At 60.3% G+C, this 22,278-nt stretch carries 17 protein-coding genes and 2 pseudogenes; 15 read left to right on the top strand and 4 right to left on the bottom strand.

Features of this window, described 5'->3' with window-relative positions:
- The 13 genes and pseudogenes from ACIPZE_RS15205 to ACIPZE_RS15145 form a co-directional block, all read left to right on the top strand.
- A pseudogene (locus ACIPZE_RS15205) lies at positions 1 to 464 on the top strand (glycosyl transferase); the annotation flags it as partial.
- A 35-nt stretch (positions 465 to 499) separates the two neighbouring features.
- Entirely contained in the window at positions 500 to 1,669 is a 1,170-nt protein-coding gene (locus ACIPZE_RS15200) for a PilZ domain-containing protein (RefSeq protein ID WP_400773636.1), read from the top strand.
- Positions 1,670 to 1,684: 15 nt separating this feature from the next.
- Positions 1,685 to 3,187 carry an alginate biosynthesis TPR repeat lipoprotein AlgK gene (gene algK, locus ACIPZE_RS15195; protein ID WP_400773633.1) on the top strand — a complete coding sequence of 501 codons (1,503 nt, stop codon included), beginning with the start codon at positions 1,685 to 1,687 and terminating at the stop codon, positions 3,185 to 3,187.
- Positions 3,184 to 4,665 carry an alginate export family protein gene (locus ACIPZE_RS15190; RefSeq protein ID WP_400773630.1) on the top strand — a complete coding sequence of 494 codons (1,482 nt, stop codon included), beginning with the start codon at positions 3,184 to 3,186 and terminating at the stop codon, positions 4,663 to 4,665. Before algK ends, ACIPZE_RS15190 begins: the two co-directional genes overlap by 4 nt.
- 26 nt (positions 4,666 to 4,691) lie before the next feature.
- Positions 4,692 to 6,278 (top strand): mannuronan 5-epimerase AlgG, encoded by a 1,587-nt coding sequence (algG, locus tag ACIPZE_RS15185; protein ID WP_400773628.1) that lies wholly within the window; start codon positions 4,692 to 4,694, stop codon positions 6,276 to 6,278.
- A gap of 10 nt (positions 6,279 to 6,288) precedes the next feature.
- Positions 6,289 to 7,748, top strand: a pseudogene (locus ACIPZE_RS15180) (alginate O-acetyltransferase).
- Between the two features lie 8 nt (positions 7,749 to 7,756).
- The gene (locus tag ACIPZE_RS15175) at positions 7,757 to 8,881 is read left to right on the top strand and encodes a mannuronate-specific alginate lyase (RefSeq protein WP_129389416.1); all 1,125 of its coding nucleotides are present in this window, start codon (positions 7,757 to 7,759) and stop codon (positions 8,879 to 8,881) included.
- A gap of 444 nt (positions 8,882 to 9,325) precedes the next feature.
- On the top strand, positions 9,326 to 10,891 hold the full coding sequence (locus ACIPZE_RS15170) for an MBOAT family protein (protein WP_283437609.1): 1,566 nt from the start codon (positions 9,326 to 9,328) through the stop codon (positions 10,889 to 10,891).
- A gap of 10 nt (positions 10,892 to 10,901) precedes the next feature.
- Positions 10,902 to 12,077, top strand: coding sequence for an alginate O-acetyltransferase (locus ACIPZE_RS15165; protein WP_283437610.1), 1,176 nt, complete (start codon positions 10,902 to 10,904; stop codon positions 12,075 to 12,077).
- 14 nt (positions 12,078 to 12,091) lie between these two features.
- Positions 12,092 to 12,748, top strand: a complete 657-nt coding sequence (locus ACIPZE_RS15160; RefSeq protein WP_400773623.1) for an alginate O-acetyltransferase AlgF — start codon at positions 12,092 to 12,094, stop codon at positions 12,746 to 12,748.
- A gap of 204 nt (positions 12,749 to 12,952) precedes the next feature.
- The gene (locus ACIPZE_RS15155) at positions 12,953 to 14,404 is read left to right on the top strand and encodes a mannose-1-phosphate guanylyltransferase/mannose-6-phosphate isomerase (protein ID WP_400773621.1); all 1,452 of its coding nucleotides are present in this window, start codon (positions 12,953 to 12,955) and stop codon (positions 14,402 to 14,404) included.
- A 265-nt stretch (positions 14,405 to 14,669) separates the two neighbouring features.
- Positions 14,670 to 15,134 (top strand): multidrug transporter, encoded by a 465-nt coding sequence (locus ACIPZE_RS15150; RefSeq protein ID WP_400773619.1) that lies wholly within the window; start codon positions 14,670 to 14,672, stop codon positions 15,132 to 15,134.
- A gap of 35 nt (positions 15,135 to 15,169) precedes the next feature.
- A complete protein-coding gene (locus ACIPZE_RS15145; protein ID WP_283437613.1) occupies positions 15,170 to 15,994 on the top strand; it encodes an SDR family oxidoreductase in 825 nt (274 codons plus the stop codon).
- 96 nt (positions 15,995 to 16,090) lie between these two features.
- Here ACIPZE_RS15145 and ACIPZE_RS15140 read toward each other — a convergent pair whose 3' ends face one another.
- Positions 16,091 to 16,972 carry a LysR family transcriptional regulator gene (locus ACIPZE_RS15140; RefSeq protein ID WP_283437614.1) on the bottom strand — a complete coding sequence of 294 codons (882 nt, stop codon included), beginning with the start codon at positions 16,970 to 16,972 and terminating at the stop codon, positions 16,091 to 16,093.
- Positions 16,973 to 17,081: 109 nt separating this feature from the next.
- On the opposite strand from ACIPZE_RS15140, the gene ACIPZE_RS15135 reads away from it, so the two are divergent.
- Both ACIPZE_RS15135 and ACIPZE_RS15130 read left to right on the top strand, forming a co-directional pair.
- A complete protein-coding gene (locus ACIPZE_RS15135; RefSeq protein ID WP_283437615.1) occupies positions 17,082 to 18,452 on the top strand; it encodes an MFS transporter in 1,371 nt (456 codons plus the stop codon).
- Positions 18,449 to 18,847, top strand: a complete 399-nt coding sequence (locus ACIPZE_RS15130) for a DUF4440 domain-containing protein (RefSeq protein WP_283437616.1) — start codon at positions 18,449 to 18,451, stop codon at positions 18,845 to 18,847. The genes ACIPZE_RS15135 and ACIPZE_RS15130 overlap by 4 nt, the downstream gene beginning before the upstream one ends.
- Positions 18,848 to 18,965: 118 nt before the next feature.
- On the opposite strand, the gene ACIPZE_RS15125 is transcribed toward ACIPZE_RS15130, so the two are convergent.
- From ACIPZE_RS15125 to ACIPZE_RS15115, 3 genes are read right to left on the bottom strand one after another with little or no spacing between them, the layout of a single operon-like run.
- Positions 18,966 to 19,832, bottom strand: coding sequence for an efflux RND transporter periplasmic adaptor subunit (locus ACIPZE_RS15125; protein ID WP_400773616.1), 867 nt, complete (start codon positions 19,830 to 19,832; stop codon positions 18,966 to 18,968).
- A gap of 10 nt (positions 19,833 to 19,842) precedes the next feature.
- Positions 19,843 to 20,043 (bottom strand): DUF1656 domain-containing protein, encoded by a 201-nt coding sequence (locus ACIPZE_RS15120; protein ID WP_007914106.1) that lies wholly within the window; start codon positions 20,041 to 20,043, stop codon positions 19,843 to 19,845.
- The gene (locus ACIPZE_RS15115) at positions 20,033 to 22,225 is read right to left on the bottom strand and encodes an FUSC family protein (protein ID WP_400773615.1); all 2,193 of its coding nucleotides are present in this window, start codon (positions 22,223 to 22,225) and stop codon (positions 20,033 to 20,035) included. The genes ACIPZE_RS15120 and ACIPZE_RS15115 overlap by 11 nt, the downstream gene beginning before the upstream one ends.
- Between the last annotated feature and the right edge of the window lie 53 nt (positions 22,226 to 22,278).

Here is a 22,278-nt window from a genome sequence, read left to right as displayed (position 1 = left end):
ACGGCACCACCCTGCGCCAGCACTCGCGCGCGCTGGGCCTGGGTGTGAAACGCCTCGGCGCCTTCACCTCGGTGGTGCTGTTCGACCAGCGCGTATCGATGTGGACCTCGTTGCTCGGCCTGACCGTGGCGATCATCGCCAGCTTCAAATACGGCACCGCGTTCATCCTGGTTTATCTGCTGTGGATCGGCATCACCCGCCTGATCCTGACCCTGCTGTTGTCGTGCTCCGGTCACCGGATCGGCCCGGCTTATCCAGCGATTCTTTATTACAACCAGATCGTCGGCGCGATGGTGAAGATCTACGTGTTCTTCCGCCTCGACCAACAATCCTGGACGCGCCAACCCACTTCCCTGACCCGTGATCTCGCCAGCTTTCAACGTTGGTTCAACACCTGGTCGTCTCGGACCATGACCTTCTCCGCCGGCAGCATTTTTGTCGCCGTGCTGCTGATGATGGTCTGACCCGCCCCTATTGAATTAACAAGGAAATCGCCCCTATGAATACCGCCGTGAACGTCAACGTAGTGCATGAATCCGAAGCCCAGCGCCAACACGCCCGCGTAAAAATCCCGGCCAAACTGCGCTTCTTCGGCCCTGACCGGACACCGGTCGAAGCGCGGGTCATCGACCTGTCTGCCGGTGGTCTGGCGTTCAACGCCGGGCAAATGCCGCTGACCCTTGGCGAGGTGTACAAGGCGCGGCTGCAATTCGTCATCGACAACCTCGGCCTGGCCATGGACGTTGAACTGCAAGTGCGTTCCTACGACCGCCCGACCGGCCGTGTTGGCTGCCAGTTCCAGAACCTCGAGCAGCAGGACATTTCCACCCTGCGTCACCTGATCACTTCGCACCTGGCCGGCGACATCGTCAGCATCGGCGAAGTGCTGGCGACCCTGCAGCGCGACAATTTCACCAAGGCGCGCAAGGTCAAGGACGGTGGCTCCGGCATGACCCCGTTCGGTCGTTTGAAGGCAGTGACCTTCAGCGCGGGCGTGTTTGTCGTCGGTCTGGTTGCGGCAGGCTTCATTTTCAAATCGGTGTACGGCATGTACTTCGTCAGCCACGCGCAGGCTGGCCTCGTCAGCGTGCCGGGGATGAACATCACCATGCCGCGCGACGGCACCGTGCAGAGCCTGATCAAGTCCGACGGCGTCGCAGCGAAAGGCGCGCCGCTGGCGACCTTCAGCACCAGCATGCTCGACGTGCTCAAGGGGCATCTGGACGAAGACCAACTGGCCCCGGCCAAGGTTGAAGAACTCTTTGGCAAGCAAATGACCGGCACCCTGACTTCGCCGTGCGATTGCACCGTGGCGCAGCAACTGGTGGCTGACGGTCAATACGCGAGCAAGGGCGATGTGATCTTCCAGTTGGTGCCGCGCAACACCCAGGCCACCGTTGATGCCCGCTTCTCCTATCGCCAGTTCGGCGACGTGCGTCCGGGTACCCCGGTGAGCTTCCAGATCGCCGGCGAAGACAAGACCCGCACCGGCAAGATCGTCAGCAGCACCAGCCTGAAAAGCGCCGACCTGTCCTCCGACATCCGCGTGCAGATCCAGCCAGACGAGCCGCTCGACAGCAGCTTCGCCGGCCGCCCGGTGGAAGTGAACAGCGACCGTGGCCCGAACCTGAACTGGCTGATCGACAAAGCCATGGCTGCCGGTCTTTAAGTCGAGGACATGCCTGTGACTACTCCACCCATCCTGAAAACACCGCGATCCCTGTGGGAGCTGGCCTGCCAGCGATTGGATCAGCGCGGTGTGTCTGATGTACCGCGCCGCCTGAATCGCGAGCAGGCTCACTCCTACATGGGGACGGTGTGTGCCTTGGCGCTGGCGGTGAGTCTCGCCGGTTGCGCCGGCCTGCCCGATCAGCGTCTGGCCAACGAAGCGCTGAAGCGTGGCGACACCGCCACTGCAGCGCAGAACTATCAACAACTGGCCGATCTGGGTTACAGCGAAGCGCAAGTCGGCCTCGCCGATATCCAGGTCGACAGCCGCGACCCTGAGCAAATGAAACAGGCCGAAGCGACTTATCGTGCAGCGGCCAGTGTTTCGCCGCGTGCCCAGGCGCGTCTCGGTCGCTTGCTGGTGGCCAAACCAGGTTCCACCGAAGCCGAGCACCACGAAGCCGAAAGCCTGCTGAAAAAAGCCGCCGCCAATGGCGAAGGCAACACGTTGATTCCGCTGGCGATGCTCTACCTGCAATACCCGCACAGCTTCCCCAACATCAACGCGCAGCAGCAGATCGATCAGTGGCGCAAATCCGGTTACCCGGAAGCGGGTCTGGCCCAAGTGCTGCTGTATCGCACCCAAGGCACCTACGACCAGCACCTGGATGACGTGGAAAAAATCTGCAAAGCCGCGCTCAACACCACCGATATTTGCTACGTCGAACTGGCCACCGTTTACCAGAAACGCGCCCAGCCTGAGCAACAAGCTGAGCTGATCAAGCAACTGCAGGCCGGTTACAGCCGTGGCACCGTCACCGCGCAGCGCGTCGATTCCGTGGCCCGCGTACTGGCCGACTCGACCCTGGGCAAGACCGATGAGAAAACCGCGCAGTCGTTGCTTGAGCCGATCGCTCCGGGCTACCCGGCATCGTGGGTGACCCTCGCGCAATTGCTCTACGACTACCCCGAACTGGGCGACGTCGATCAGATGATGAAGTACCTCGACAACGGCCGCGCCGCCGATCAACCGCGCGCCGAGCTGTTGCTGGGCAAGCTCTACTACGAAGGCAAAATGGTTCCGGCCGACGCCAAAGTCGCCGAAGAACATTTCCAGAAAGCCGTCGGCCGCGAAGTCGCCGCCGACTACTACCTCGGCCAGATCTATCGCCGTGGCTACCTCGGCAAGGTCTACCCGCAGAAGGCTCTCGACCACCTGCTGACCGCTGCACGCAACGGCCAGAACAGCGCCGACTTCGCCATCGCCCAACTGTTCTCCCAAGGCAAGGGCACCAAGCCCGATCCGCTCAACGCCTACGTGTTCAGCCAATTGGCCAAAGCACAAAATACCCCGCAAGCCGATGAGCTGGCGACCACCCTCGCTGCGCAATTGCCGCCCGAGCGTCTGGCCGAAGCCCAACGCCTGCTGCAACAGGAGCAAGCCAGCCGTGGCGCTCTGAACCAGAACACGCTGCAACTGCACGCCCTGCAAGAAGAAGACGGCGAGGAAAAATTATGAAGTTGAATCCATTCGTGAAGGCCGGTATTGGCCTCACCTTCGCGCTGATCTGGTCTTGCCCGACACTGGCCGCGATGACTGAAACCAAGAACTTCGGCCTCGAAGTGAAAGTCACCGGCCAGTCCGAAGACGACCGTGACCTCGGCACCGCCAGCGGCGGCGACGTCAACGGCGTCGGCCTCGACCTGCGTCCGTGGATCTACGGCGAAAGCGGCGCGTGGAGCGCCTACGCGATGGGCCAGGCCGTGACCTCGACCGACATCATTGAAACCGACACCCTGCAACAATCCGACGGTGCACAAACCACCGACAGCGGTGATCGTGAAACCAAGAAAAACTACCTGGCGATGCGCGAGTTCTGGGTCGGCTACAGCGGCTTCACGCCCTACCCCGGCGAGATCCTCAAGCTCGGTCGCCAGCGTCTGCGCAATGACGACGGCCAATGGCGCGACACCAACATCGAAGCGCTGAACTGGACCTTCGACACCACCCTGCTGCGCGCCAACGCCGGTGTCGCCGAACGCTTCAGCGAATACCGCACCGACTTGAAAGAGCTGGCGCCGAAAGACAAGGATCGCCTGCACGCCTACGCCGATGCCGCTTATCAGTGGACACCGGGCCAGTGGGTCGGCATTCGCGGTCATCACACCCACGATGACGGCAAACTCGATTACGCCGAGCCGGGCGTTCCGCGCGACTCGCTGGATAAAACCCAGAACGGCGACATCAGCTGGCTCGGCCTGACCGCCGACAGCGACGCCTACAACTGGCGCAACACCAACACCGTCAACTACTGGGGCAGCATCACCGGCATGAGCGGCGACCGCGACTCGGTCAACGCGCTGAACGCCGATGGTTCGCGCCCGGCGCAAGCCAAGCGCAGCGATGACGTCAACGGCTGGGCCACCGACATCGGTGTGCGTCTGCGCCTCGATCCGCAATGGCAAGTCGGCGGTGCGTATGCCCGCGCCAGCGCCGATTACGAGCAGAACGGTCTGGAAAGCAACCGCTCCAACTACACCGGTACTCGCTCGCGCGTTCACCGTTTCGGCGAAGCCTTCCGTGGCGAAATGAACAACATGCAGACCGCAACGCTGTTCGGTTCGTGGATGGTCAACGACGAGTACGACGCCAGCCTGATCTACCACAAGTTCTGGCGCGTCGACGGCAACAAGCCGGTCGGCAGCAACGGCATCAATGCGGTGGAAAACAACACCGACGACGTCACCGGCGCAATCCTGTCCAGCACCTCGCTGCCGCTTGAAGACGGCAACAAGGATCTCGGTCAGGAGATGGACCTTGTCGTCACCAAGTACTTCAAGCAAGGCCTGTTGCCGGCGGCGTTGAGCCAGTCAATCGACGAGCCTTCGGCCCTCGTGCGTTTCCGTGGCGGTGTGTTCAAACCGGGCGATGCCTACGGCAAGCAGGTTGATTCGTACATGCACCGCGCGTTCATCGACGTGATCTGGCGCTTCTGATGCAAACCGCCAAGGGAGTGCCCGACATGATCAGCACCAGGACAGGCTCACTCAGCCTGCTGGCCGGCGCGATGCTGCTGGCCAGCGCCGGCGCCTTCGCCAATGTGGAGCCGACGGCGCCACAACCGGCCAAGCCGGCCACCGTGGCCAAAGAGCTGCAGCAAGCCAAGACCTACACCGTCAGCAGCGCGCCGACCGAGGCGCTGCAACTGGCCAAGCCGAAATTGCCTGACCTTTCCGGCTTCACTGCCGAAGCCGCTGCGGCGAAAATCGTCCGCAGCAAACCGGGCAAGATCAGCGTGCGCCGGATGATGCAGGAAGACGCCCTGAAGGACTTCATCGGCGGCGACAACAAGATGGCCGAATGGGTGGTGCGTCAGCACGGCATCCCGCAGGCAATCTTCGTCGACGACGGCTACATGAACCTCAAGGATCTGGCGAAGAAACTGCCCAAGCAGTACTTCAGCGAGACCTCGCCGGGCGTGTATCTGTCGAAGCTGCCGATCGTTGTCGGCCGCAAAGGCATCCTCGAAATCGACGGCCAGACTCAGGAACTGCGCCTGTCGCAAGAGGCCGGTTCGTTCCTGGTCAACGACGGTCAGTTGTTCGTGCGTGATACCAAAATCACGGGCTGGCGCGAGAAGGACAACGGCCCGGCGACCTTCCGTTCGCCGAAGGAATTCCGTCCGTTCCTGCTCGCCTGGGGTGGCACCGAGACCTACATCGTCAACAGCAAGATGGCCAGCTTCGGCTACGCCAACAGTAAGTCGTACGGCGTGAGTATTTCCCAATACACGCCGAACATGGCCAAGGTCCTCAAGCGTCCTGAACCGACTGGCTGGATCGTCGGCTCCGAGTTCTCCGACATGTGGTACGGCTTCTACTGCTACGAGACCCGCGACTTCGTGGTCAAGGGCAACACCTACAAAGACAACATCGTTTACGGCATCGACCCGCACGACCGTTCCCACGGCCTGATCATTGCCGAGAACACTGTGCACGGCACGAAGAAGAAGCACGGGATCATCATTTCCCGTGAGGTCAACGACAGCTTCATCTTCAACAACAAGAGCTTCGACAACCACCTCTCGGGCCTGGTGATCGACCGTAACAGCGTCAACAACATCATTGCCTACAACGAGATCTACAAGAACCACACTGACGGCATCACCCTCTACGAGTCCGCCGACAACCTGCTGTGGGGCAACAAGGTCATCAGCAACAAGCGCCACGGCATCCGCATTCGTAACAGCGTGAACATCCGCCTCTACGAAAACGTCGCCATGGCCAACGGCTTGACCGGCGTCTACGGCCACATCAAGGACCTGAGCGACACCGACCGTGACATCAAGCTCGATCCGTTCGATGCGCAGGTGTCGCTGATCGTCGTTGGCGGTGAGCTGGCGGCCAATGGCAGCGGCCCGCTGTCGATCGATTCGCCTTTGAGTGTCGAGCTGTATCGCGTGTCGATGCTGGCGCCGACCAAATCCAGCGGCATCAGCTTCAACGGCATCCTCGGCGAGCGCCAGGATGAAATTCTCGACCTGCTGGTGCGCCAGCAGAAAGCCGTGCTGATCGACCCTGTCGAACGCCAGACCGAAATGCAGGACTGAGGATAATTTTATGCACCCACACTTGATCAAATTACTCAGCCTGTCGGCCCTGACCGTGGGCATTCTCGCGGCCAGCAACGGCGCCCGCGCCGATGAAGGCGCCGCTGCGACACCGCCGAAGTTCAGCGCCGAACCGTGCTGCAACCTGTGCCCGGCTGCGCATGACGCGAAGAACTACACCACGCGCTATCAGCAGAACTTCACCACGCTGGTGCAGGCGCAAGGCGACTGGTTGTTCCGCACTCAGGAAGATCTGCGCACCGAGTTCAACACCACCCCGGCCGGCTACAAACGCCTGCAACAGTTGCACGATGCGTTCAAGGCCAAAGGCGTTGAGCTGGTGATCGTTTACCAGCCGACCCGTGGCCTGGTGAATCGCAACAAGCTCAACCCGCAGGAAAAAGCCGCGTTCGATTACGAGAAAGCGCTGGGCAACTACAAGACCATGCTCGGCCGTTTCGCCAAGATGGGTTACGTCGTGCCAGACCTGTCGCCGCTGACCAACGAATCGCTGCCGGACACCCTGCCCGCCCACGATTTCTACTTCCGTGGCGACCAACACTGGACGCCATACGGCGCACAGCGCACGGCGAAAATCGTCGCCGAGAAGGTCAAGCAGATCCCGGCCTTCGCCGACGTGCCCAAGCGTGAATTCGAGACCAAGCGCTCCGGGCGCATGGGCAAGACCGGCACCCTGCACAACATGGCCGGGCAACTGTGCGGCACCAGCTACGCGATCCAGTACATGGATCAGTTCACCACCGAGCCGAAAGGCGAGGCAGGCGACGGCGATCTGTTCGGCGATTCCGGCAACCCGCAAATCACCCTCGTCGGTACTTCGCACAGCGGCAAGAACTACAACTTCGCCGGTTTCCTCGAAGAAGCCATCGGCGCCGACATTCTCAACGTCGCGTTCCCCGGCGGTGGTCTGGAAGGTTCGATGTTGCAGTACCTCGGCAGCGACGAATTCCAGAAGACGCCGCCGAAAATCCTCATCTGGGAATTCTCGCCGCTGTATCGCCTCGACCAGGAAACCATCTATCGCCAGATGATGTCTCTTCTCGACAACGGCTGCGAAGGCAAAGACGCACAGATGACCGCGAGCACCACGCTCAAGCCTGGCGGCAAACAAGAACTGCTGGTCAACAGCAAGAACCTGAACCTGCAGAACAGCAGCCATCAGGTCGACATCCGCTTCGCCGACCCTTCGGTGAAAACCCTGCAAGCCACCCTCTGGTACATGAACGGTCGCACGAGGACATCAAGATCGAGAAACCGGAAACCTCCGACACCGACGGTCGTTTCGCCTTTGAGCTGCGCACGGACGAAGACTGGGCCTCGCAAAACCTGCTGGCGGTCGAAGTCCAGGGCCCGGAAGCGGGTACCGCGCCACAGAAAGTCGAAGCGAAAATCTGCAAACGCAACGTATTCCCGGGCGCTGGGCAACAAACCGCTCAGGTCGGGCAATGAGGTCTGCTATGCGAAATCCGAAATTGAAATCTTTTCTGGCACCAACGCTGCTGAGCCTGGCGATGTTCGCCGGGGCGACTCAGGCCGCCGCGCCACTGCGTCCACCACAGGGTTACTTTGCGCCTGTGGATAAATTCAAGACCGGTGACAACAGCGAAGGCTGCGATGCAATGCCGGCGCCGTACACCGGGCCGCTGCAATTTCGCAGCAAATACGAAGGTTCGGACAAGGCGCGTTCGACGCTGAACGTGCAGTCGGAAAAAGCCTTCCGCGACACCACCAAAGACATCACCACGCTGGAACGCGGCACCGCCAAACGGGTGATGCAGTTCATGCGCGACGGTCGTCCGGAGCAGCTCGATTGCACGCTGAACTGGCTGACCGCTTGGGCCAAGGCCGATGCGTTGATGTCGAAAGACTTCAACCACACCGGCAAGTCGATGCGCAAATGGGCGTTGGGCAGCATGGCCTCTTCGTACATTCGCCTGAAGTTCTCCGACTCGCATCCGCTGGCGCAGCATCAGCAGGAAGCGCAGGTGATCGAGGCGTGGTTCAGCAAAATGGCCGACCAGGTCGTCAGCGACTGGGACAACCTGCCGCTGGAAAAAACCAACAACCACTCGTACTGGGCCGCCTGGTCGGTGATGGCGACCTCGGTCGCGACCAACCGCCGCGACCTGTTTGACTGGGCAGTGAAGGAATACAAGGTCGGCGCCAATCAAGTCGATGCCGACGGCTTCCTGCCGAACGAACTCAAGCGCCAGCAACGCGCCCTCGCCTATCACAACTACGCCTTGCCGCCGCTGGCGATGATCGCCAGTTTCGCCCAGGTCAACGGGGTTGATTTGCGCCAGGAAAACAACGGTGCGCTGAAACGCCTGGGTGATCGGGTGTTGTCGGGGGTGAAAGACCCGGATGAATTCGAGAAGAAGAACGGCAAAGAGCAGGACATGACCGACTTGAAAGAGGACATGAAATTCGCCTGGCTCGAACCGTTCTGCACGCTCTACACCTGTGCGCCGGATGTCATCGAGAAGAAGCATGGCATGCAGCCGTTCAAGACCTTCCGCCTCGGCGGCGACCTGACCAAGGTCTACGACCCGTCCCATGAAAAGGGCAACAAGGGTTCATGAAAGGCGAAAAGCAAAAGCCCCTCACCCTAACCCTCTCCCAAAGGGAGAGGGGACTGACCGAGGTGGCTGTGCGAGTTACGCCGAAATGAAATATCGAGTCGATCTCAGGTGTTGAAAAACAATCGAGATCAGGCTGCACAGAAATACCGAGTTGATCTCAGGCGTTGAAAAACAACCGAGATCAGGCTGCACAGAAATACCGAGTTGATCTCAGGCGTTGAAAAACAACCGAGATCAGGCTGCACAGAAATACCGAGTTGATCTCCTTTTCTGAAAACCATGGAGATCAGGCTCCCTCTCCCTCCGGGAGAGGGCGGGGGGTGAGGGAAAGATTTCAAGGCCCGGCACAACCCTGACAGAAACACCGTTTCACCCCTCCACTACCACGGGGGGTCTGGGGGGGCTTTGGCCCTTGACTGTTGGTTCAAACATGGAGAGATCGGGATGGTATTTTCATCCAACGTGTTCCTGTTTCTGTTCTTGCCGATCTTTCTCGGCTTGTATTACTTAAGCGGGCAACGCTATCGCAACTTGCTGCTGCTGATCGCCAGCTACGTCTTCTACGCCTGGTGGCGGGTGGACTTTCTCGCGCTGTTCGCCGCGGTCACGCTGTGGAACTACTGGATCGGCCTCAAAGTCGGTGCCGCTGGCGTCAGAACCAAACCGGCGCAGCGCTGGCTGTTGCTCGGTGTCGCAGTCGATTTGTGCATCCTCGGCTACTTCAAGTACGCCAATTTCGGTGTCGACAGCATCAACGCGATGATGACGTCGGTCGGTCTTGAGCCGTTCATCCTCACCCACGTGCTGCTGCCGATCGGTATCTCGTTCTACATCTTCGAATCGATCAGCTACATCATCGACGTGTATCGCGGCGACACCCCGGCCACGCGCAATCTGATCGACTTCGCCGCCTTCGTAGCGATCTTCCCGCACTTGATTGCCGGCCCGGTGTTGCGTTTCCGCGACCTCGCCGATCAGTTCAACAATCGCACGCACACCCTCGACAAGTTCTCCGAGGGCTGCACGCGGTTCATGCAGGGTTTCATCAAGAAGGTCTTCATCGCCGACACCCTCGCGGTGGTCGCTGACCATTGCTTCGCCCTGCAAAACCCGACCACGGGTGACGCCTGGCTTGGCGCGCTGGCGTACACCGCGCAGCTTTATTTCGACTTCTCCGGTTACAGCGACATGGCCATCGGTCTGGGCTTGATGATGGGTTTCCGTTTCATGGAAAACTTCAAGCAGCCGTACATCAGCCAGTCGATCACCGAGTTCTGGCGCCGCTGGCACATCAGCCTGTCGACCTGGCTGCGTGACTATCTGTACATCACCCTCGGCGGTAACCGTAAAGGCACGCTGATGACCTATCGCAACCTGTTCCTAACCATGCTCCTCGGTGGTCTGTGGCACGGCGCGAACATCACCTACATCGTCTGGGGCGCCTGGCACGGCATGTGGCTGGCGATTGAAAAAGCGCTGGGCCTGAACACCTCGCCGCGCAGTCTCAACCCGATCCGCTGGGCGCTGACCTTCCTGCTGGTGGTCATGGGCTGGGTGATCTTCCGTGCCGAGAACCTGCACGTTGCCGGCCGCATGTACGGCGCAATGTTCAGCTTCGGCGACTGGTCGCTGTCGGAACTCAATCAGGCCAGCCTTACCGGTCTGCAAGTGGCGACCCTGGTTGTGGCGTACGTGACGCTGGCCTTCTTCGGCCTGCGCGATCTGTACACCCATCAGCCGCCGGCCAAGACCAAGCCTGAAGTCAACGTCGAGGCCAACGGCCCTGCCACGGCGACTCCGGGAATGATCAAAGCCGCACCCGGCGAAAACCCGGCGAGCATCCATGAGCCTGGCTACACCGTCGGCATCGAAGCCCAGGTGCAACCGGCCTACTGGAGCGCGGACTGGTCCCGCTACGTGATGCGCGGCTTGATTCTGCTGCTGTTCATCGCCTCGATTCTCAAACTCTCGGCGCAAAGCTTCTCGCCGTTCCTTTACTTCCAGTTCTGAGGGATCTGACATGACCCGCTCATTACGCATCTTCTACATCGCCCTGTTCCTGGTGACCCTGTTGGTCCTCGGTTTATGGTCGGTTCGCAGCTTCTTCGGCTTCAGCACCAATGCCGAGGCGACGGTGCTCAACGGCCGCTGGACCAAGGCTGTGGAAACCCATTACGACGATGAATTCCCGATCAAGCGCCTGGGCACCAACCTCTGGGCCGCGCTGGATTTCAAACTGTTCAACGAAGGTCGTCCGGGCGTGGTGCTCGGTCGCGATCAGTGGTTGTACAGCGATGAAGAATTCAACCCGATCGTCAACGAAGAGCTGAACCTGCAAGGCAATTACGCGCTGGTTGAAGGCGTGCGCCAGACCCTCAAAGCGAAAGGCGTGAAACTGGTGATGGCGATCGTCCCGGCCAAGGTTCGTCTGTACCCGGAGCATCTGGGTGAAGTGAAACCGGCGAGCATCCACGAAAATCTCTATCAGGATTTCCATGCTCGTGTAGCCGCCGACAAGATCCTCGCCCCTGACCTGCTCAAGCCGTTCCAACAGGCCAAGCAAAGCGGTCAGCAAGTGTTCCTGCGCACCGACACGCACTGGACGCCGGAAGGCGCCGAGATCGCCGCGAACACCCTGGCGAACACCATCGCCGACAAGTTCCCGCTCAGCGGCGAGCCGCAACGCTTCGTCACCACGCCAGCGGAGAAGGTCACGCACAAGGGCGATCTGCGCTTGTTCCTGCCGCTCGATCCGCTGTTCGAAAACCTGATGCCGGCGCAAGAGCCGCTGCAAAAGCGCAACACCGTCGCGGCCGGTGATCAGCCTGCCGGCGGCGACGCGCTGTTCGCCAGCAATGAAGTGCCGGTGGCACTGGTCGGCACCAGCTACAGCGCCAACCCCAACTGGAACTTCGTCGGAGCACTGAAACAAGCGCTGCACAGCGACGTGGTGAGCTACGCCGAAGACGGCCACGGGCCGATCCTGCCCATGCTCAGCTACCTGAAAAGCGATGACTTCAAGAACAGCCCGCCACAGGTGCTGATCTGGGAGTTTCCTGAACGATATCTGCCTGTGAACAACGAAATCGGCGACGCCGACCCGCAGTGGGTCGCAGAGCTTAAACAAGCCGGCGCGCGCCAACAAAACGTAGCAATCAACACTAAATCCGAGACGCCCGATCGGGCGCAAAACTGAAAGAGAGGTACACCATGACTTTCACTCCTACTCCTCGTCGTCTCGCTAAAAGCTTCGCATTGGTTGCTGGCCTCAGCGTGCTTTCCGTCCCTGCCTTCGCCGGTGGCGACGCCGCCCTGTACGGCCCGACCGCACCGAAAGGCTCGACCTTCGTGCGTGTCTACAACGCCAGCAACGCTGAAGTCAGCGCCACCGTTGGCAGCACCAACCTGAGCGACGTTGCGCCATTGGCCAGCAGCGACTTCAGCTTCATGCCGGGCGGTGATTACAGCGCCAAGGTCGGCAGCCAGACCCTGCCGGTGAAGCTCGCCGGTGACCACTACTACACCCTGGTCAACAACGCTTCCGGCGCGCCGCAACTGATCGAAGAACCGCCGTTCAAGAACAAGCAGAAATCCCTGGTGCGCGTGCAGAACCTCAGCGACAAGCCGCTGACTCTGAAGACCGCCGACGGCAAGACCGACGTGGTGCCGAACGTGGCCGCCAAGGGCCGTGGCGAACGTGAAATCAACCCGGTGAAAGTCAGCCTGGCGCTGTACGAAGGTGACAAGAAAGTCGGCGACGTAAAACCGGTCGCCCTGGAGCGCGGTGAAGCAGCGGTGCTGTACGTCACCGGCAGCGGCAGCAGCCTGTCGCCAGTCTGGGTGAAACGCCCGGTATCGACTCGCTAACAAATTCCCGATGAGACGCTGACCCCTGTAGGAGCTGTCGAGTGAAACGAGGCTGCGATCTTTTGATTTTTCTCAGGATCAAGATCAACAGATCGCAGCCTTCGGTAGCTCCTACAGAGACCGCCTCTCGGTACGAGACAAAAACAAGAGTGAAACGACACAGCGTTCGTGCCTCTAACCAATCGATTTTATGGAGTAAACAATATGATTCCGGTGATCTTGTCAGGTGGTAGCGGTTCACGTCTTTGGCCGCTTTCGCGTAAGCAGTTCCCCAAGCAATTCCTCGCTCTGACCGGCGAACACACATTGTTCCAGCAGACCCTCGAACGTCTGGTGTTCGAAGGCATGGACACTCCGATCGTGGTCTGCAACAAGGATCACCGCTTCATCGTCAACGAGCAGTTGGCCAATCGTAATCTCGAATGCCAGCGCATCCTGATGGAACCGTTCGGCCGCAACACCGCGCCGGCCGTGGCGCTGACCGCGATGATGCTGGTCAATGAAGGTCGTGACGAACTGATGCTGGTGCTACCGGCGGACCACGTGCTGGAAGACCAGAAAGCCCTGCAACGTGCCCTCGCCCTCGCGACCGTCGCGGCTGAAAACGGCGAAATGGTCCTGTTCGGGGTACCGGCGACCAAACCGGAAACCGGTTACGGCTACATCAAGTCCACCGGTGATTCGCTGTTGCCCGAGGGCGTCAGCCGCGTCTCGCACTTCGTCGAAAAACCTGACGTCAAACGTGCCACCGAGTACGTCGCATCCGGCGGTTACTACTGGAACAGCGGCATGTTCCTGTTCCGCGCCAGCCGCTTCCTCGAAGAGCTGAAAAAGCACGATCCGGACATCTACGACACCTGCCTGCTGACCCTTGAGCGCAGCGAGCAGGACAACGACACCGTGACCTTCGACGAAGCCACCTTCGCCTGCTGCCCGGACAACTCCATCGACTATTCCGTCATGGAAAAAACCCAGCGCGCCTGCGTCGTGCCGCTGACCGCTGGCTGGAGTGATGTCGGCTGCTGGTCGTCGCTGTGGGAAGTCAACGAGAAAGACGCCAACGGCAACGTCACCAAAGGCGACGTGGTGATCCAGGACAGCAAGAACTGCATGATCCACGGCAACGGCAAACTGGTGTCGGTGATCGGTCTGGAAAACATCGTCGTGGTCGAAACCAAAGACGCCATGATGATTGCCCACAAAGACAAGGTTCAGGGCGTCAAGCAGATGGTCAACACGCTCAACGAGCAGGGCCGTAGCGAAACCCAGAACCACTGCGAAGTCTATCGTCCGTGGGGCTCGTATGACTCGGTGGACATGGGCGGGCGTTTCCAGGTCAAGCACATCTCGGTGAAACCGGGCGCGTGCCTGTCGCTGCAGATGCACCATCACCGCGCCGAACACTGGATCGTGGTCAGCGGCACTGCCGAAGTGACCTGCGATGAAAACGTATTCCTGCTCTGCGAAAACCAGTCGACCTACATCCCGATCGCTTCGGTGCATCGCCTGCGCAACCCTGGCAAGATCCCGCTGGAAATCATCGAAGTGCAATCGGGTTCGTACTTGGGTGAAGACGACATCGAACGCTTCGAAGATATCTACGGCCGCTCCACCCCGGTCGAACGCGGCGTGTCGGTGAAGACCATCGCGCAATAACGTTCAGCAAGACAAGAAGCCCCCGTCCAGCCCGCTGCGTCCCCTATCCGCAGTGGGTTGGGCGGGGGCTTTTTTTGTCCCGATTCAGCGTTCCCCGAACTGGCCCCTTCGCGAGCAAGCTCGCCCCCACACTTGAAATGCATTCCCCTGTGGGAGCGAGCCTGCTCGCGAAGAGGCCGGTCAGACACCGCAAGTCCCGATGCCCATCGCCAACCTCACCTACGCTTAGGTAGGATGCCCCTCTATCCCCGCGAGGTTGTGCGACATGTTCATCGGCGTTTTGCTGGTCATCACCTGGCTGGTCCTGTTGCTGCGCTACCCGGCCAAGGCCTTGCCGGTTTCAGTGGCTGCCGCGATTGGCCTCGGTCTGGTGGCGATGTGGGTCGTCTGGCTGGATAACCGCGAGATCAAGCAACTGGCGCGACTTGAGCTGCGCATCAGTTACGCGCCCGAGCAATGCCCGGCTGATCGTCCGTTGCAACTGAACATGAACAATGGCAACAGCGTGCCGTTGACCGAACTGCGCTGGCGCATCGCCGCCTACGCGCCGGGGGACACGGTCAATCTCGCCGACAATCAGTACACTGCCCCACGTTATCGCGGCCCCGGTGAATTGCAGGCCGGTGGCAACTGGCAAGACTGTTTGCCGCTGCCGCCGCTGCGTCCCGGTTATCGCCCGCAAACCCTGGAGTTCCGCGCCGAGCGTTTGCAGGGCAGTTTCTCCGACTGATTCCACTTCCCCACTTTTTGCACAAGGAATGCGCCATGCCCGTTGCGTTGATTACCGGATGTTCCAGCGGTATTGGCCGCGCCCTCGCCGATGCGTTCAAAGCCGCCGGTTACGAGGTCTGGGCCAGTGCGCGCAAGGCTGAGGATGTTGCTGCATTGAGCAGTGCCGGATTCACTGCGGTGCAACTGGACGTCAATGACAGTGCGGCGCTGGAACAACTCGGCGAGCGGATCAACCAGCAACACGGCGGCCTCGATGTATTGATCAACAACGCCGGTTATGGCGCCATGGGGCCGCTGCTCGATGGCGGTGTCACGGCGATGCAGCGCCAGTTCGAAACCAACGTGTTTTCAGTTGTCGGCGTGACGCGAGCGCTGTTCCCGGTATTGCGCCGGGCCAAAGGCCTGGTGGTGAATATCGGCAGTGTCTCGGGGGTGCTGGTTACGCCGTTTGCCGGCGCTTACTGCGCGTCGAAAGCGGCGGTGCATGCGCTGACCGACGCGTTACGCATGGAACTGGCGCCCTTCGGCATTCGCGTGATGGAAGTGCAACCGGGGGCGATTCAGTCGAGCTTCGCCAGGAATGCCGGGCATGAAGCCGAATTGTTGATCAATGAACAATCGCCATGGTTTCCATTGCGCGAGGGCATTCGCGCCCGGGCCAGGGCTTCGCAGGACAAACCGACGCCGGCCAATGAGTTTGCTGTCGAGTTGCTCAAAGCGGTGCAGCAGCGCAAGCCGCCGCGCTTGATCCGTATCGGCAATGGCTGCCGGGCGTTGCCGTTGCTGGCGCTGTTGGTGCCCAAGGGATTGCTGGAGTCGACATTGATGAAGCGGTTCGGTTTGGGTGGGCAACTGTAGGAGCTTCGGCACGCTGCGATCTTTTGATTTTGACGTTGATTTGAAGATCAACAGATCGCAGCCTCGTTTCACTCGACAGCTCCTACAGGGGAGTCGTTAGTTCCAGGTTTTCATGAAGTCGATGAACGCTCGCACTTTCAGCGGTAGATGTCGGGTGTCCGGGTATAGCGCGTAGACCCCTTGCCGGGCAAAGCGGTAGTCGGGGAGCAAACGCTGCAACCGCCCGGCCTCCAGATCATCCTGAATCAGCCATTGCGGCAGAATCGCCACGCCCTGCCCGGTCAATGCAAACGCCCGCAGCGTTGCCGAGTTGTCGGCAACGATCGCGGTGGTCCCCGGTTTTGGCTGGTAGACATGCTCGGCGCCGGCCGGGTCGGCGACCGTCATTTCCGGCACTCGTCCGTGGCCCAAGGTTGGCATCGACTCCAGCGTCGCCAGTGTGGCAACTGGCGCAAAACGCTCGATCAACGCAGGCGCCGCCACCGCAAACACTTCGAACGTCGACAGCTGCACCGCGCGCAGATTGGAGTCGTGCATGCGCCCCAGGCGAATCGCCATGTCGAAGCGTTCGGAGATCAGATCGGCGTGGGTCGAAGACGTCGACAGGTGAATATTCAACTGCGGCTGCTGTTGGCGAAACACCTCCAGCGCCGGCACCACCTGAGCCAAGGCAAATTCCACCGTGGTGGTGATGCGCAACGTGCCCTTGAGCTGTGAATGCTCTGAACGCGCTTCCTCGATCGCCAGCCGTGCCTCGTCGAGGGTGCGCAAACAGCGGCGATAAAAACGCTCGCCGGCATCGGTCAGGGCCAGTTGCCGCGTGTTGCGGGTGAGCAAGGTCACACCCAGCTCTTCTTCGAGTCGCTTGAGATTGAAGCTCACCACGGCACGGGTCTGGCCCAAAGTATCGGCGGCCGCCGTCAATGAGCCGGCCTCGACCACGGCTTTGAACGTGTCAAAACGATCCAGGCTGACCATATACAGCGTACTCCCTGTCAAAATCATTTTGACAAACTAACAGTCAAACCAGCGTTTTCCTACGACTGTAAGCGCCTTACCCTGCACGTCTCATTACAGGGAAGCTGCCATGGCTTATCGCTCGAAAGTCGCGTTGGTGTATCTGCTAGGGTTTGCCCTCGACCTGCTGAACATGTTTGTCGCCAGCATTGCCTACCCCGACATTGCTCAGCAATTGCACGCGTCTGTCACGCAACTGGCGTGGATCAGCAACGCCTACATGCTTGGCCTGACGCTGATCATTCCGCTGAGCGTGTGGCTGGCGGCGCGGATGGGTGAGCGACGGCTGATTCTCGCTTCACTGCTGTTGTTCGGGATTGGCTCGGCGCTGGTGGCGCAAGCTGGATCAATTGAAAGCTTGATTGGCTGGCGGTTGTTGCAGGGGCTGGGTGGCGGATTGCTGCTGCCAGTCGGTCAGGCGTTGGCGTATCGACAGTTTCCGCCGTCGCAGCGTGCGCATTTCACCGGCGTGGTGTTGTTGGTGGCGCTGATGGTGCCAGCATTGTCGCCGGCGGCGGGTGGATTGATTGTTCAGGCGTTGTCGTGGCGATGGATTTTCTATTTGAACTTGCCGGTGGCGCTGCTCGCGTTTGGCCTTGGCCTGTTTTGGTTGAAACCCGATCAGCCTTCGAGTGAACGCCCGACGCTGGATGCGCGCGGCTTGCTACTGGCCGCAACGGCCCTGAGTTTGTTGCTGATCGCCGTCAGTCTGGTGAGCGAGACCGACAGCCGAACGCTCGGCCTCTTCGTATTGATGCTCAGCGTTGTGACTCTGTGCATTTATCTGCGCGACGGCTGGCGTAAACCCGAGGCGATTCTCGATCTGCAACTGATCAAGAACCCGTCATTACGTCTGGCGATGTTGATTTACCTGTGTGTGCCCGGTGTGTTCACCGGTACTCACATGATCGCCGTGTTGTACCTGCACAACCTCGGCGTCGGCGCTGCGCAAACCGGTGCGCTGATGCTGCCATGGGCGGCGGGTTCGGGCATCGCGATCATGCTCGGCAAACGCAGCTTCAACCGGGTAGGCCCCAAGCCGTTGCTCGGCGCCGGCATGCTTTTGCAATGCCTCGGCATTGCTCTGCTGATGCGCATCGAACAACCGGCGAGCGCCCCGCTGATCATCGCCTACGCCCTGATGGGGCTGGGCGGCAGTTTGTGCAGCGTCACTGCGCAGACCTTGGCCTTTGTCGGCATCGCGACAGAAAAAATGGGCCACTCCAGTGCGCTGTGGAATATCAATCGCCAGCTTGGTTTTTGCCTCGGCGCGGCGTTGCTCAGCTCATTGCTGGGGGCATTGGGCGGCGATGGTTTTCGCTACTGCTTCCTCGCTGCCGCGTTGCTGACGATGCTGCCGATGGTCAGCGTGCTGCGCTTCGATTCGACGGCAGTGCTCGCGCTGCTGACTCAAACTCCCCTCAAGGAAAAATCTACATGACTGACTACAGCGAATACTTTGAAGAAGTGATTCAGGCACACGAAGCCATCGAACGATGGTTTGCCGTGGAGGGAGACGACGCTGAACTGGAGCGACTGCTAGCGCGGTTTTCGCCTGAATTCTCTATGGTTTCGCCGTTGGGCCGGGTGTTGGATTTCGAGGCGTTGAGCGGATTGTTTCAAATGGCTGGAGGGAAGAAGCGCGGGTTCAAAATCGAGCTCAGCGAACTGTGCGGGATTGCATTACACGAGCGCGGTGCGACGGTGACCTACCGCGAACAGCAGGCGGACGCGAACGGATTGCATACGGATCGGCGTTCGACGGTGGTGTTTGAAAAACTTGAGTCCGGGCGAGTGATTTGGCGGCATTTGCAGGAGACGTTTTGCAGTTCGTGATCACTCGGTATCGGTCTGAGACACCGAGTTGCCCTTATCGCGAGCAGGCTCGCTCCCACATTTGAAATGCTTACCCATGTGGGAGCGAGCCTGCTCGCGAATGGAGCGACTCGATCTATCAGTTATCCACAGCGTCCTGATTCACCACCACCGTGCAGGTAATCCCCGCCGCCAACAGAACACCTTCCGGCACTTGATCAATATGAATGCGCACCGGCACTCGCTGGGCCAACCGTACCCAGTTGAAGGTCGGGTTGACATCGGCGATCAGCTCGCGGCTTTGCGGGTTGTCGCGGTCGTAGATGCCACGGGAAATGCTTTCCACATGGCCCTTGAGCACTTCGCCGCTCATCAATTGCATGTCGGCCTTATCGCCGATTTTCACGTGGGGCAATTTGGTCTCTTCGAAGAAGCCGTAAACCCAGAACGAGTTCATGTCGACCACTGCCATTTTCGCCTCGCCGATGCGCGCGTAATCACCGCGATGCACGTTGAGGTTGGTTACGTAACCATCGACCGCCGCACGTACTTCGGTGCGTTTGAGGTTGAGTTCGGCGGCCTCCAGTTGTGCCTGAGCGTGTTGGTAATCGGCCAATGCGGCGTCGGCGATGTTGCTGGCGTCGTCGCGGTTTTCCTTGGAGATCACCAGGTTGTCGAGGTCGGCGCGGCGGTGGGCGTTGACCTTGCGCATCTCCCAGGTCGACTTGCGCGAGGCGACCAGCGACTGCGCCTGCTTGACCGCAATGCGGTAATGCTCGGGGTCGATCTGCATGAGCAGATCGCCCTTCTTCACCAGTTGGTTGTCGCGCACCGGCACATCGATCACTTCACCGGTGACGTCGGCGGCGACGTTGATGATGTCGGCGCGAACGCGGCCATCGCGAGTCCACGGCGTGTTCATGTAGTGCTCCCACAACGTGCGGCCGATCCACAGCGCCAAGGCCAGCACCAGCAGGGTCGCGAGCAGGCTGAAAAACTTTTTCATCGTGACATTCTCAACGGTAGACAGTCAGCGCCATGGCGCCGAACAGACAGGTAAACAGACTCAGACGCAGCAGCGCCGGGTGCCAGAAAAAACGGTACAGATCGAACCCGGACAGGAACCGATCCACCGCCCAGGCCAGCGCTGCAGCGATGAAAAACATCAGGGTCATGGTCGGCATGTACACGCCGTGGAAGGCGATTTCACGAGGCATGGGCAAGTCCTTCGGGCTTGGCGATGGCGTAGGCAGCGAGCGGTGATTGCGGGTCAAGCAGTGAGGTGCGGATGAAATGCAGATAGCTCTTCACCCGGCGCAACGCCGAGGTATCGAAGTGCGGCGCGAACGGTTCGTCGGTGGCCGCGACTCGGCTGATGGCGTGATCGACGGCGACCAGTGCGCGTTCGAGATTGCTGGCGTTCGGTTGCAGAAACAGCCGCACCAGCGCGCGACCCATCACGCGGATCGCCTGCCGCCACGGCTGCGATTCGGCGTAGGCCGGGTGCACCGGCAGGATCGCCTGTTCTTTGCGTAACTCGATGATCGCGTGGCCGACTTCGAGTACCACGAACATCCAGCGCAGCAGATTCTTTTGCACCTTCGGCTCCCCGGCCGCAAGACCGTAGGCCTGATGCAGCAAATCGCGGGTACGGCTCTCGAAACTCGACGCGAGGCCTTTGAGTTTGCCGCTGATCGCGTAGACCACCTGGCCGCGCAGGTCCTGCTCCAGACGCTTCCATAACCAGCGACTGTTCGGCGGCAGAATGATTGCGCCGGCAGCGGCACAGACCAACATACCCATGACCATGGCGATGTAGTCGTTGATGAAGGTGTAGGGGTTGTAGATCGTCAGGTTGTCCGGCACCGAACCGGTACTGAAGAAGATCAGCAAACCGAGGCCGACACCGGCGTATTGCGGGCGCGATGTGAGGAACGAGCCGAGCACGATCACTGGCGCGAGCATCACGCACAGCAATGGAAAACCGTCGATCCACGGGAAGATGAAAAACATCTCGACGAAGCCGATCAGGGCACCGAGGAAGGTGCCGCAAGCCATCTGGAAAGCCATGCGTTTCGGGTTGGGTGTGGCGGCGGAGAGGCCCACGGTGGCGGCGGCAATCAGGGTCATCGTCGCGCCGCTTGGCCACGCGGTGGCGACCCAGTAACTGCCGAGCACCACCAGAATAAACGAGGCGCGAATGCCCGAGGCAGCGGCCGCCCACCAGTTGGTTTGCGGGGTGAACGGCTCGTCCCAGCGCTCGCGTTCGTGACGGTGATCGGCCAGAGAGGCGTGGGTCTGTGCATAACTGTGCAGGTCGTCGACGAAGCGATAGAGCAGTTCGTACGCAGTGTGGAAATCCAGTTGTTCGGCTTCGCTCGGATCACTCTCCTGAAAGATCGCGCGCAAGCTGCGCACACGTGCCGGCAAACCTTCTTTGTAGGTCGCCAGAGCAGTTGCCAAACGAGCGGCATCGGGGCTGGTCAGGGCGCGGCCGCTGAAGCCGTCGAGCACTTCGGCAAGATCCTGCAGGCCTGGTCTGATCGCTGCGACCACATGTTCTTCGCCGTTGCCGCGCAGGCGTTCGAGCAACTGGTGCAAAGCGTTGAAGCGTGTGGTGATGCCCATGAATTCGCTGTTCAAACGGCTCAGTCGACCGTTGCGCCGACGCATGTGCGGGTCTTCGAAAACCGTCACGCTGCGCAAGCCTTCAAGGCCCACCGCTTCGGCGATGAAGCGCACGTTGCTGGCTTCGAAAGACTCGGGTTTGCTGCGTCCGCGCAGGCCATCGGTGACAAACAATGCGAACACGCCGAAGCGCTGATACAAGGCGTTGCGCATGGCGGCGCTGGCGGTTTGCGGCAGGATCGCGGCGCTGATCACGGTCGCGCAAAGGATGCCCAGCGAGATTTCCAGCACTCGCCATACGGCGGCCATGAACGCGCCGTCCGGGTGGGCCAGCGCGGGTAAACCGACCATCGCGGCGGTGTAACCGGCGAGGACAAAACCGTAGGCGCGGAAGTTGCGGCAACGCGCGGCGCCGGCCGAGCAGATGCCAACCCAGATCGCCAGCGAGCCGAGAAACAGTTCGGTGTTTTGCGCGAACAATGCGATCAGCGCGACCATCATCGCCGACCCGGCCAATGTGCCAAGGAAGCGATAGAAACTCTTGGCAAACACCTGGCCGCTTTGCGGCTGCATGACGATGAACACGGTGATCATCGCCGTGCGCGGTTGCGGCAGTTCCAGGCGCATCGCCAGCCACAGCGTGAGGAATGCGGCGAGCAACACCTTGAAGATGTAGACCCAGGTCACGCCATCGCTGCGCGCCCAGTCGAAGAAACCTCGGCGCCATTCCAGGGAGTAAAGCCAGCGCAGCGGTGCGGGCAAGGGAGTCATTACATTCTGCTCAATGATCGAGAATTGAAGTATTTGCTACGGCGTACACAGCC

The organism is Pseudomonas sp. NPDC089741 (genome assembly GCF_044748825.1).
Lineage (GTDB): Bacteria > Pseudomonadota > Gammaproteobacteria > Pseudomonadales > Pseudomonadaceae > Aquipseudomonas > Aquipseudomonas helmanticensis.
The sequence above is the reverse complement of the archived record's forward strand: the minus strand, read 5'-3'. Positions and strand labels throughout refer to the sequence as shown.

Excerpts from the sequence above, each read along its gene's own strand:
- ACIPZE_RS15150 (WP_400773619.1), top strand. The coding sequence starts at position 14,670 with ATGTTCATCGGCGTTTTGCTGGTCATCACCTGGCTGGTCCTGTTGCTG.
- ACIPZE_RS15120 (WP_007914106.1), bottom strand. The coding sequence starts at position 20,043 with ATGCCTCGTGAAATCGCCTTCCACGGCGTGTACATGCCGACCATGACC.
- ACIPZE_RS15135 (WP_283437615.1), top strand. The coding sequence starts at position 17,082 with ATGGCTTATCGCTCGAAAGTCGCGTTGGTGTATCTGCTAGGGTTTGCC.
- ACIPZE_RS15175 (WP_129389416.1), top strand. The coding sequence starts at position 7,757 with ATGCGAAATCCGAAATTGAAATCTTTTCTGGCACCAACGCTGCTGAGC.
- algG (WP_400773628.1), top strand. The coding sequence starts at position 4,692 with ATGATCAGCACCAGGACAGGCTCACTCAGCCTGCTGGCCGGCGCGATG.
- ACIPZE_RS15155 (WP_400773621.1), top strand. The coding sequence starts at position 12,953 with ATGATTCCGGTGATCTTGTCAGGTGGTAGCGGTTCACGTCTTTGGCCG.
- ACIPZE_RS15140 (WP_283437614.1), bottom strand. The coding sequence starts at position 16,972 with ATGGTCAGCCTGGATCGTTTTGACACGTTCAAAGCCGTGGTCGAGGCC.
- ACIPZE_RS15165 (WP_283437610.1), top strand. The coding sequence starts at position 10,902 with ATGACCCGCTCATTACGCATCTTCTACATCGCCCTGTTCCTGGTGACC.
- ACIPZE_RS15170 (WP_283437609.1), top strand. The coding sequence starts at position 9,326 with ATGGTATTTTCATCCAACGTGTTCCTGTTTCTGTTCTTGCCGATCTTT.
- ACIPZE_RS15160 (WP_400773623.1), top strand. The coding sequence starts at position 12,092 with ATGACTTTCACTCCTACTCCTCGTCGTCTCGCTAAAAGCTTCGCATTG.
- ACIPZE_RS15145 (WP_283437613.1), top strand. The coding sequence starts at position 15,170 with ATGCCCGTTGCGTTGATTACCGGATGTTCCAGCGGTATTGGCCGCGCC.
- ACIPZE_RS15115 (WP_400773615.1), bottom strand. The coding sequence starts at position 22,225 with ATGACTCCCTTGCCCGCACCGCTGCGCTGGCTTTACTCCCTGGAATGG.
- ACIPZE_RS15130 (WP_283437616.1), top strand. The coding sequence starts at position 18,449 with ATGACTGACTACAGCGAATACTTTGAAGAAGTGATTCAGGCACACGAA.
- ACIPZE_RS15125 (WP_400773616.1), bottom strand. The coding sequence starts at position 19,832 with ATGAAAAAGTTTTTCAGCCTGCTCGCGACCCTGCTGGTGCTGGCCTTG.
- ACIPZE_RS15190 (WP_400773630.1), top strand. The coding sequence starts at position 3,184 with ATGAAGTTGAATCCATTCGTGAAGGCCGGTATTGGCCTCACCTTCGCG.
- ACIPZE_RS15200 (WP_400773636.1), top strand. The coding sequence starts at position 500 with ATGAATACCGCCGTGAACGTCAACGTAGTGCATGAATCCGAAGCCCAG.